We start from the raw sequence: 10509 nt of genomic DNA on the forward strand, positions 1-10509 counted from the left end.
CCGGGAGCCACGCCATGCTGCTGATCATCCTGGCCTATCTGGGCGGGGTGCTGACCATCGTCAGCCCCTGCATCCTGCCGGTGCTGCCCTTCGTCTTTGCACGCGCCGACCAGCCCTTCGCCAAAAGCGGCCTGCCGCTGCTGGCGGGCATGGCGCTGACCTTCGCCCTGGTGGCCTCGCTGGCGGCCGTGGGCGGCGGCTGGGTGGTGGCCGCCAATGAATACGGCCGCTGGCTGGCCCTGGGCCTGGTGGCCGTGTTTGCGCTGACCCTGCTGTGGCCCGGCCTGTCCGAGCGGCTGACGCGGCCGCTGGTGGCGGCGGGCTCGCGCCTTTCCGAGCGTGCCCAGGGCACGGACGGCGGTGCCCGCCCCAGCGCCTCGCTGCTGCTGGGCGTGGCCACGGGCCTGCTGTGGGCGCCCTGCGCGGGCCCCATCCTGGGCCTGATCCTCACGGGCGCCGCACTGCAGGGCGCCAACACCACCTCCAGCCTGCTACTGCTGGCCTATGCGGCCGGTGCGGCCACCTCCATGGCGGCGGCCCTGCTGCTGGGCGGCAAGGTGTTTGCGGCGCTCAAGCGCATGCTGGGCGCGGGCGAATGGGTGCGGCGCGGGCTGGGCGCGGCCATGCTGGCCGGCGTGGGCGCGATTGCGCTGGGGCTGGACACGGGCATGCTGGCGCAAGTGTCCACGGCCTCCACCGGCGGCCTGGAGCAAAGGCTGGTGGACCGCCTGAGCGGCAGGCCCGAGGGTGGTGCCATGGCCATGCAGGCCGGTCCCGCAATGATGGCCGCCGTGGATACGGACTCCGGTGCTGGCCCGGCCATGATGGCCGCAGGCGGCGCCATGCGCATGGCCGGCGGCCCGTCCCGCGCCGCCCTGCCGGACGAAGGGCTGGCCCCTGCGCTGGACGGCGCCACCGACTGGCTCAACTCCACCCCGCTGACGGCCGAACAACTGCGCGGCAAGGTGGTGCTGGTGGATTTCTGGACCTATTCCTGCATCAACTGCCTGCGCACCCTGCCCTATGTGAAGGCCTGGGCCGAGAAGTACCGCGACCAGGGCCTGGTGGTAGTGGGCGTGCATGCGCCGGAGTTCGCCTTCGAGCGCAAGCTGTCCAACGTGGAAAAGGCCATCAAGGACCTGGGCATCGGCTACCCCGTGGCCGTGGACAACGGCTACAAGATCTGGCGCGCCTTCAACAACCAGTACTGGCCGGCGCACTACTTCATCGATGCCCAGGGCCGCATCCGGCACCACCACTTTGGCGAAGGCGGCTATGCCGAGTCCGAGCGCGTGATCCAGCAACTGCTGCAGGAAGCCGGATCGAAGCAGGTGGACCAGGGCCTGATCGACGTGCAGGCCCAGGGCGTGCAGCAGGCAGCCGACATGGCAGCCGTGCGCTCGCACGAGACCTACCTGGGCTATGAGCGCGCCGAGCAATTTGCCGCCACGCCTGCCGCCGTGCACAACCAGGCCACCGCCTATGCCACGCCCGAGCGCCTGCCGCTCAACGCCTGGGGCCTGAGCGGCCAATGGACGGTGGGCCCGGAAAGCGCCACGCTGGACGGCGCCACCGGCCGCATCACCTACCGCTTCCAGGCACGCGACCTGCACCTGGTGCTGGGCCCCGGCAGCGATGGCAAGCCCGTGCGCTTCAAGGTGCTGATAGACGGCAAGGCGCCCGGCGCCTCGCGCGGCATGGACGTGGCCGCCGACGGCAGCGGCAGCGTGACCGCGCAGCGCCTGTACCAGCTGGTGCGCCAGGACGGCGGCGCAGCCGAACGCACCTTCAGCATCGAATTCCTGGACCCCGGCATCTCCGCCTATGCCTTCACCTTTGGCTGATCCCTGGCCGCTTCACTTTCACCGGAGAGACACCATGACCAACGATTCCCCCCTCGCCGCCGCACCCCGCCGCCGCGGCCTTCTCCAACTGCTGACCGGCAGCGCCGTGCTGCTGGGCGGCGCCCTGCTGTGGCAGGGCAGCGACCTGCAGGCGGCCGAGCAGGCCGTGCGCATTCCGCCACCCGCGCAGGACATGCCGGCCACGGGCCAGGGGCCGCAGAAAGCCATCTTTGCGGGCGGCTGCTTCTGGGGCGTGCAGGGCGTGTTCCAGCATGTCAAGGGCGTGCAGCGCGCCGTCTCGGGCTACAGCGGCGGCACGGCGGCCCAGGCCTCGTATTCGGCGGTGAGCAGCGGCCGCACCGGGCATGCGGAGTCGGTCGAGATCACCTATGACCCGGCCCAGGTCAGCTACGGGCAGCTGCTGCAGATCTACTTTTCCGTGGCCCATGACCCGACCCAGCTCAACCGCCAGGGGCCGGACACGGGCACGCAGTACCGCTCGGCCATCTTCGCCACCGACGCCGCGCAGCTCAAGACCGCCCAGGCCTATGTGGCCCAGCTCGATGCCGCCAAGGTCTTCGGCAAGCCCATCGTGACCCGGCTGGAGGACAAGCCCAGCTTCTTCCCTGCCGAGAACTACCACCAGGACTTCATGACCGAGAACCCGCGCCATCCCTACATCGTCATCAACGACCTGCCCAAGGTGCAACAGCTCAAGCGCCTGTTCCCGGACAGCTACCGGGCCGAGCCGGTGCTGGTCAAGCAGGCCGCGCGGCAGATGTAGCGCCTGCGCAGCGCGGGTGCCTTCAGGCATCGGGGGCGGCTGCCGTATGAGACATTTGCGGCATGCCCTCCAGCCTGCAGACCACACCCAACCCGCCCGCGCCCCCGCCCCCTGTGGCCCCCACCCGCGCCGAAGCCCTGCGCTACTGGCTGAAGCTGGGCTGCATCAGCTTTGGCGGGCCGGCCGGGCAGATCGCCATCATGCATGAGGACCTGGTGGAGCGGCGGCGCTGGATATCCGAGGGCCGATTCCTGCATGCGCTCAACTACTGCATGCTGCTGCCCGGCCCCGAGGCGCAGCAGCTGGCCACCTATATCGGCTGGCTGCTGCACCGCACCTGGGGCGGCATCGTGGCCGGCGGGCTGTTCGTGCTGCCCTCGCTGGTGCTGCTGATCGGCCTGTCCTGGATCTATGTGGCCTTCGGCCATGTGCCGGCCATTGCCGGCATCTTCTACGGCATCAAGCCGGCCGTGACGGCGCTGGTGGTGCAGGCGGCCTGGCGCGTGGGCTCGAGCACCTTGCGCAACGGCTGGCTGTGGGGCATTGCCGCGGCGGCCTTCGTGGCCATCTTCGCGCTGAAGCTGCCGTTTCCGCTGATCGTGCTGGCGGCCGGCGCACTGGGCTACCTGGGGGGCAGGCTGGCGCCGCGCCACTTCGCCCCTGCAGGCGGGCACGGCCACGGCGGCGGCAGCCACGGCCCGGCCGTCATCGACGATGACACGCCCGTACCGGCCCATGCACGGTTCAGCTGGCGTTTTTTCAGCCAGGTGCTGGCGGCCAGCCTGGGGCTGTGGGCGCTGGCGCTGGGCCTGCTGACCGCCGCCTTCGGCTGGCAGGGCGCGCTCACCCAGATGGGCTGGTTCTTCACCAAGGCGGCACTGCTGACCTTTGGCGGCGCCTATGCCGTGCTGCCCTACCTCTACCAGGGCGCGGTGGACCACTACCACTGGCTCACGGCCACGCAGATGATGGACGGGCTGGCCCTGGGCGAGACCACGCCGGGGCCGCTGATCATGGTGGTGTCCTTCGTGGGCTTCCTGGGCGGCTGGAGCACGCAGGTGTTCGGCCCCGATGCGCTGCTGCCTGCCGGCGCCGCCGCCGCCCTGGTCGTGACCTTCTTCACCTTTTTGCCGTCCTTTGCCTTCATCCTGCTGGGCGGCCCCTTCATCGAGTCCACCCATGGCAGGCTGGGCTTCACCGCGCCGCTGACGGGCATCACGGCCGCCGTGGTGGGCGTCATCGCCAACCTGGCCGTGTTCTTTGCCTGGCACGTGCTGTGGCCACAGGGCTGGGCGGGTCCCTTCGACTGGCCGTCCGCACTGCTGGGCCTGGCTGCCGCAGCCGCGCTGCTGCGCTGGAAGGTGGGCGTGATCCCCGTGGTGGTGGGCGCGGGGCTGGCCGGCCTGGCGATCACGCTGGCACGCCAGGGTGGGTAGGAAAGGCTGCGGCATGGTATCGACCACGGATGGGCATTTCAGCTGGCTGCGCTGCCGCACCGCAGGCGTGGAGGCCGTGGCCGCCGACACGGCGAGGCACTTTGGGCGGCATACCCACGAGCAGTACGGCATCGGCCTGATCGAGCGTGGCGCGCAGAAGTCCGCCAGCGGGCGAGGTCTGTACGAGGCCGGGGCCGGCGACCTCATCATGGTCAACCCCGGCGAGCTGCATGACGGCATGCCCCTGGGCGACGGCGGTCGGGCCTGGCGCATGCTCTACCTGGAGCCCTCGGTCATGGCCGGGCTCATGGCGGACATGGATGGCGCGGGGCCGGCGGCCGGCTTCGAGTTCCGCCAGCCCGCCGTGCGCGACCCGCGCCTGGCCGCGTGTTTTCAGGCCCTGTACCGCAGGATGACCGGCAGCGGCGAGCCAGCGGACGCCCTGGACCTGGACGAAGCCCTGCTGCAGCTGCTGGGCGGCATGCTGCAGCGCCCTGCCCCGGCGCCCCGCGCACCGGCCCCCATCACACTGGCCCGCGCCCGGATGGACGACGATCCCGGCGCGCCCCTGACCCTGGGCGCCCTGGCCCAAGAGGCGGGCCTGAGCCGCTACCAGTTCCTGCGTGCCTTTGCGCGCGCCACGGGCATGACGCCCCATGCCTATCTGCTGCAGCGGCGCCTGCACCAGGCGCGCGGGCTCATCGCCAGCGGCGTGCCGCTGGCCGAGGCCGCAGCGCACAGCGGCTTTGCCGACCAGAGCCATATGACGCGCCTGTTCGTGCGCAGCTTCGGCATGGCGCCCGGCTTCTATGCCAGGGCAGCCAAGGCCTGCGCTGCGTGACGCGCTGCAATTTCCTTCAAGACCACGCAAACCGGCCTGGCGAGGATGGGGATCACATCCCCTCTCCACTCACAAGGCCAGATCTTGCCGTTCTCCTACGCACCCTCCATCCCCCGCGACTTTCCTGAACTGGCCACGCAGACCTTGCTGCTGCGCGGCCTGTCGCCCGACGTGCCCGCACACGCCGTGATCGCCCCCTTCATGGCACAGGCCAGGCAGAACCTGGCCTGCACCCCGGAAAGCGAGATGCCATCCATTCAGGCCTGGCGGCGCGGCTTTGCCAGGATGGGCCTCAAGCCCACGCAATACCGCTGCGCCGCCGAGGCCCTGCTGCGCCGCCTGCGCAAGGAGGGTGATCTTCCCGGCCTGCATCCGCTGGTGGACCTGTGCAATGCGGCCTCGGTGGCCTTTGCCATTCCCGTGGCCGTCTTCGACCTGGACCGCATCAGCGGCTGCCTGCAGGTGCGCCCCGCAACCGGCAGCGAGGTCTACGAGACCTTCTCGGGCGAGATCGAATATCCCGAGCCCGGCGAAATCATCTTTGCCGACACGGCTGGCCGCGCCCACGCCCGGCGCTGGTGCAACCGCCAAAGCGGCCACTCGGCAGTGCGCGAATCCACCGTCAACGCGCTGATCGTGACCGAAGCGCTGCACGCCACCGGCAAGACGGATACGCAGCAGTTGGTGCAAGCGTTGCAGGCGGCGGCCGGTCGGCTGTGGCCCGAGGCCGTTTCACACCCAGGCAACCCGTTGCAGGCCGCCCAGGCCTGAGGCGACCGGGGCCGTTGGCGCCCCGGCACGAAGAGGGCTATCACGCTGCGCGGACTTCCCGCAAGCAAGACCGTACGCGTATCGCACCGCCCTGCACATCGACCCGCAGGTCCCTTCAAAACAAGCTTCTACGCTATCAAATTGATAACAATGCGTTGCATGCTACATACAAATGAAAAGAAAAAGAAATCATTCCCATTGTCATTCTAGAATCCGCACCCGCCATGACAGGCTGCGCTGCTGGCCCCAGGCCGGCAGCAGCGCCGACGCACCCAGAGCACGCCCCACGGCACAGGTTTCCCAGCTCTCGACCATTGACCATGCTTACCCAAAGACTCTCGCGCACGGCAGTTGCGCATGCCGCCCTGCTTGCCCTGTGCGGCGCAGCCCACGCACAGGCCCAGCCTGACAAGGTCCCCGAGGCCACGCTCGCCCCGGTCACCGTGAACGCAGGCACCGAGAAGGAAAATCCCACCGGCCCCGTGGTGGGCTTCACCGTCAAGCGCGCCATCTCGGCCACCAAGACCGACACGCCGCTGATAGAGACGCCCCAGGCCATCAGCGTGGTCACGCGCGACCAGTTCGAGGCCCAGGGCGTGCAGACGCTGCGCCAGACCACCGCCTACAGCGCCGGCGTGGTGTCCAACTATTTCGACAGCCGGGTGGACAGCTTCTCGGCACGCGGCGGCAGCGTGAGCCAGTACCAGGACGGGCTGCTGCGCACCTACGGCACCTACAACACCAGCCGCCCCGACCCCTACACGCTGGAACGCGTGGAATTCCTGCGCGGACCCTCTTCCGTGCTCTACGGCCAGGGCAGCGTGGGCGGGGTGCTCAACCTCACCAGCAAGCGCCCGCAGGCCGAGGCGCTGCGCGAGGTGCAGGTGCAGATGGGCAGCTACGGGCGCAAGCAGATCGCCACCGACCTGACCGGCGCCGTCACCGAAGACGGCCAGTGGCTGTACCGCCTGGTGGCCGTGGGCCGGGAAAGCGGCACCCAGGTGGACCATGTGAACGACGACCGCCTGGTGATCGCGCCCAGCCTGACCTGGCGGCCCAGCGCCGATACCTCGCTCACGCTGCAGGCGCTCTACCAGAAGGACAAGAGCGGCTCGCTGATCGGCTTCTTCCCCTGGCAGGGCACGCGCCTGCCCAGCCCCTACGGCCAGATTCCCACCAGCACCTTCATCGGCGAGCCCGGCTGGGACTCGTTCGACACAGAGAACAAATCCTGGGGCTACCTGTTCAGCCACCGCCTGAACGCGGACTGGACCGTGCGCCAGAACCTGCGGCGCACCATCAGCGACGTGGACTACCGCTCCATCTACACCAGCTTCACCGCCATCCCCGGCCAGGGCCGCCCTGCGCGCCCGGTCTTCAACCCCGACAACCGCAGCGTCTACCGCGATGCCTCCTGGCAGGTCAACGGCGGGCGCATGCTGGTGATCGACACGCAGCTCGAAGGCCGGCTGCGCTGGGGCACGGCCGAGCACACCGTGCTGGCCGGCATGGATGCGCAGCGCAACAGCACCAGCCAGTCCACCTGGCGCGGCCTGACCGCGCCGTTCGACGTATACAACCCCGTCTACGGCAATTTCACGCCGCCCACGGCCTCGCAGCTGGTGCGCCAGCCGGGCGTGTCGCAAAAGCAATTGGGCTTCTACGCCCAGGACCAGATCAAGTGGGGCCGCTGGACCGCCACCCTGGGCCTGCGCCACGACAGCGCCCAGACCGATACCGAAGGCCGGCCCGCCTCCGCCGTGGACGAGAAGGCCTGGACCAAGCGCGCAGGCGCCACCTACCAGATGGATGGTGGCTGGGCGCCCTACCTGGGCTACTCCGAATCCTTCCAGCCGCTGGGCGGCGTGGATGTCTACGGCACGCCCTACAAGGCCCAGCGCGGCGAGCAATGGGAAGCTGGCGTGAAATGGCAGCCGCCGGGCCAGGGCCTGTCGGCCTTTGCCGCGGTCTACACGCTGCGCGAGAAGAACCGCAAGACCACCGACCCGGCCAACCCGCTCAACAGCCTGCAGATCGGCGAGGTCAAGGTCAACGGCTTCGAGGCCGAGCTCACCGCCAGCCTGGCCCGCCACTGGGACGCCACCCTGGCCTATGCGTACACCGACGCCGTCATCTCGCGCAGCAATGGCGGCGACCAGGGTCAGCGCGTGACCAGCGTGCCGCGCCACACGGCATCGGCCTGGCTGACACACCGCTTTGCCAGCGAAGGGCGCGGCGGCTGGAGCCTGGGTGCGGGCGTGCGCTACACGGGTTCACAGTGGACGGGCACCAGCCTGGTGGACACGCCTTCGGCCACCCTGCTGGACGCCATGGTGTCCTATGACGCCGGCCCATGGCGCCTGGCCTTCAACGTGGTCAACCTGACCGACAAGGTGCAGATCACGCAGTGCCTGGCACGCGGCGACTGTTTCTACGGCCAGCGGCGCACCTTTGCGGTGACGGGAACGCACCGCTTCTGAGGACCGCCGCCGCGCGCCTTTCACAGCGCAGGCAGCTCAGGCAGGCAGCTGCCTGAAGCTCCTTCGGTCCGCCGTGCTGCCAAACGATGCGCAGCCCGACAGCACGGCGGGCGAAGGCGCGGTGGTCGACAGCGCCTCGCTGCACAGCCGGGGCAGCTGGCTGTGCTCGTCTTCCAGAGCCTGTGTCTGGATCATGGGGGCCATGGCCACCACGTTGCCGAAGATGGTGGCAAAGGCCACGTCGGCCGCGTCACGGCCCGTGCCAAAGCGCATGAAGCCCATGGGGATGGCTGTGCCAGATGCATCGAACAGATACCACCTGTCGCCCAGGTAGGCTTCCACGTAGGCATGGAAATCGGGCGGGCCCAGTGCAGGATCAGCGCCGTAGTCCGTGCCGGTGGCGATGCGGGCAGGAATGTTCAGCGCACGGCACAGCGCGATCATCAGGTGCGTGAAATCGCGGCACACGCCCACCTGCTCCACCAGGGTATCGACGGCCGAGGTGGACGAGTTGCTGGTGGCCGAAGCGAAGGTCACCAGCTCCTGCACCCACTGCTGTATGGCCAGCACGCGCGAATAGCCCGGCGCCAGTTGGCCGAAATTGCGGAAGGCCAGCTGCATCAGCCGGTCGGACTGGCAGTAGCGGCTGGGGTAGATGTACGGCAGGACCTCCAGCGGGATGCAGCGCACCGGAACCTCGCCCAGCGCCGCCGGATCCTCGCGGTGGTGCGCGATGCAGACGGTGGCCGTGTAAGTCAGGTGCAGGGGGCCTGGGTTGGCATGCAGGCGCATGAAGCGGGTGGAGGTGGCGGGCTCGGTGGCAATGTCGGGCTCCACGGGCTGGCTGAGTACCAGACGCTCGTTCTCCACCGTCTGGTGCGAGGTGTGGGCCGCATGGATGTTGAACACGAAATCGGCCCCGGCCGGATCGCGGATGTCATAAGCAAGATCCACCTGGATCTGCAGCCGGATCGCTGCGTTGGCCATTGTTTGTCCCTGGTTGGTGTGTCTGATCGCCACCATGGTGCGGGCAGCCACGCCCGCAGGCCGTAGGCCCCTGCTGAAAAGCCTGTAGTGCTTGGCAGGGACAGCGCGTGCGCCGGGCAGGAGACCCGCCTGGGGTGCAAACTCGGCTAACATCGGCGCCGCCCCGCATGGCGCAATGCCTGTGGCGGGGGCATCCACCAGCCAGGAACAGCCAAGGAGACCGCTAGATGGCGGAGATCATCGAGATATCGCGGGCGGCGCTGCACGAGCAGGTGGCGGACCGTTTGCGGTCCATGCTCATCGAGGGGCGCATCGCCCCGGGAGCCAAGCTCAACGAGCGCGAGCTGTGCGAGCAGCTGGGCGTCTCGCGCACGCCGCTGCGCGAGGCCATCAAGCTGCTGGCCGCCGAAGGCCTGGCCGACCTGCTGCCCAATCGCGGCGCCATCGCCGTCAAGCTGAGCGAGGCCGACGTCATGCACGCCTTCGAGGTGCTGGCCGGCATCGAGGGCCTGTCGGGCGAACTGGCCGCCCAGCGCATCACCGACCAGGAATTCGCCGAAATCCGCGCCCTGCACTACGAGATGATGGCCAGCGTGGCGCGCGCCGACGTGTCTGCCTACTACCGGCTCAACGCCGCCATCCACGCGGCGCTGAACAGCGCCGCCAAGAACCCCGTGCTGACGGAAACCTTCCAGCGCATCAACAACCGCGTGCAGTCGCTGCGCTTTCGCACCAACCTGGACACGGCCAAGTGGAAGCAGGCCGTCAAGGAGCACGAAGCCATGATCGAGGCCCTGGGCGCACGCGACGCCACGGCCCTGCGCGAGCTGCTGGTCACCCACCTGCACCACAAGCGCGATGCCGTGCTGGCCATGCTGCGCGCCGAGGCCCTGCAGCCGCGCAAGGCGCGCTGAAGCCCAGGGCCCCTACCGCTGCGGCGCGGCCCCCAGCGCCGCAACGCCGGCCCGCGCCACCTGCGCATCCTCTGCAGGCTTCACCCCGCTGACGCCCACGGCGCCCAGGCAGTGGCCCTCCCTGGTGATGGGCACGCCGCCTTCCAGCAGGCCCTGCAGCGCGGGCACGCTCAGGTAGGCGGTGCGGCCGCCATTGATCATTTCCTCATAGAGCCGGCTTTCCTTGCGGCCCAGTGCTGCGGCGTGGGCCTTGGCCGGCGCGATGTGGGCCGAGGCCGGTGCCGCGCCGTCCAGGCGCTGCAGCCACAGCAGGTGGCCGCCGTCATCGGCGATGGCGATGCTGACGGCCCAGCCGCGTGCCATGGCATGCGCCTCGGCGGCCTGGGCGATGGTCTTGATGTCCTGGAGGTCCAGGCAGGGCTTGTGCTTCATGGGAGTGCCTTGGTCTTGTG

9 protein-coding genes are annotated in these 10509 nt (G+C 69.4%); 7 read left to right on the forward strand and 2 right to left on the reverse strand.

What is annotated here, in order from left to right:
* Positions 1–14: 14 nt before the first annotated feature.
* The 6 genes from G4D77_RS03185 to G4D77_RS03210 all read left to right on the forward strand — a co-directional run bounded on the left by G4D77_RS03185 (position 15) and on the right by G4D77_RS03210 (position 8156).
* Positions 15–1844 (forward strand): cytochrome c biogenesis protein DipZ, encoded by a 1830-nt coding sequence (locus tag G4D77_RS03185; RefSeq protein WP_154834616.1) that lies wholly within the window; start codon positions 15–17, stop codon positions 1842–1844.
* Between the two features lie 34 nt (positions 1845–1878).
* A complete protein-coding gene (gene msrA, locus G4D77_RS03190) occupies positions 1879–2628 on the forward strand; it encodes a peptide-methionine (S)-S-oxide reductase MsrA (RefSeq protein ID WP_154834617.1) in 750 nt (249 codons plus the stop codon).
* Between the two features lie 62 nt (positions 2629–2690).
* Complete coding sequence (chrA, locus tag G4D77_RS03195; RefSeq protein WP_213757898.1) at positions 2691–4064, forward strand: chromate efflux transporter; 1374 nt, start codon at positions 2691–2693, stop codon at positions 4062–4064.
* A gap of 13 nt (positions 4065–4077) precedes the next feature.
* Positions 4078–4905: an AraC family transcriptional regulator gene (locus G4D77_RS03200; protein WP_154834619.1), complete on the forward strand. Its 828-nt coding sequence runs from the start codon at positions 4078–4080 to the stop codon at positions 4903–4905.
* An 84-nt stretch (positions 4906–4989) separates the two neighbouring features.
* Positions 4990–5676, forward strand: coding sequence for a B3/B4 domain-containing protein (locus tag G4D77_RS03205; RefSeq protein WP_034364393.1), 687 nt, complete (start codon positions 4990–4992; stop codon positions 5674–5676).
* A 320-nt stretch (positions 5677–5996) separates the two neighbouring features.
* Complete coding sequence (locus G4D77_RS03210) at positions 5997–8156, forward strand: TonB-dependent siderophore receptor (protein ID WP_154834620.1); 2160 nt, start codon at positions 5997–5999, stop codon at positions 8154–8156.
* A 36-nt stretch (positions 8157–8192) separates the two neighbouring features.
* Here G4D77_RS03210 and G4D77_RS03215 read toward each other — a convergent pair whose 3' ends face one another.
* The gene (locus G4D77_RS03215; RefSeq protein ID WP_013802957.1) at positions 8193–9143 is read right to left on the reverse strand and encodes a transglutaminase-like domain-containing protein; all 951 of its coding nucleotides are present in this window, start codon (positions 9141–9143) and stop codon (positions 8193–8195) included.
* Between the two features lie 227 nt (positions 9144–9370).
* Here G4D77_RS03215 and G4D77_RS03220 point away from each other — a divergent pair, with 227 nt between their 5' ends.
* Positions 9371–10057 (forward strand): GntR family transcriptional regulator, encoded by a 687-nt coding sequence (locus G4D77_RS03220; RefSeq protein ID WP_012204906.1) that lies wholly within the window; start codon positions 9371–9373, stop codon positions 10055–10057.
* A gap of 12 nt (positions 10058–10069) precedes the next feature.
* Here G4D77_RS03220 and G4D77_RS03225 read toward each other — a convergent pair whose 3' ends face one another.
* Positions 10070–10489, reverse strand: a complete 420-nt coding sequence (locus G4D77_RS03225; protein WP_154834621.1) for a heme-binding protein — start codon at positions 10487–10489, stop codon at positions 10070–10072.
* Positions 10490–10509: the final 20 nt, after the last annotated feature.

It is taken from the genome of Delftia sp. WY8 (assembly GCF_018437695.1).
Lineage (GTDB): Bacteria > Pseudomonadota > Gammaproteobacteria > Burkholderiales > Burkholderiaceae_C > Comamonas > Comamonas tsuruhatensis.

Bases quoted from the DNA above. Each gene is read 5' to 3' on its own strand.
- G4D77_RS03185 (WP_154834616.1), top strand. From the start codon at position 15: ATGCTGCTGATCATCCTGGCCTATCTGGGCGGGGTGCTGACCATCGTC.
- msrA (WP_154834617.1), top strand. From the start codon at position 1,879: ATGACCAACGATTCCCCCCTCGCCGCCGCACCCCGCCGCCGCGGCCTT.
- chrA (WP_213757898.1), top strand. From the start codon at position 2,691: ATGCCCTCCAGCCTGCAGACCACACCCAACCCGCCCGCGCCCCCGCCC.
- G4D77_RS03200 (WP_154834619.1), top strand. From the start codon at position 4,078: ATGGTATCGACCACGGATGGGCATTTCAGCTGGCTGCGCTGCCGCACC.
- G4D77_RS03210 (WP_154834620.1), top strand. From the start codon at position 5,997: ATGCTTACCCAAAGACTCTCGCGCACGGCAGTTGCGCATGCCGCCCTG.
- G4D77_RS03215 (WP_013802957.1), bottom strand. From the start codon at position 9,143: ATGGCCAACGCAGCGATCCGGCTGCAGATCCAGGTGGATCTTGCTTAT.
- G4D77_RS03220 (WP_012204906.1), top strand. From the start codon at position 9,371: ATGGCGGAGATCATCGAGATATCGCGGGCGGCGCTGCACGAGCAGGTG.
- G4D77_RS03225 (WP_154834621.1), bottom strand. From the start codon at position 10,489: ATGAAGCACAAGCCCTGCCTGGACCTCCAGGACATCAAGACCATCGCC.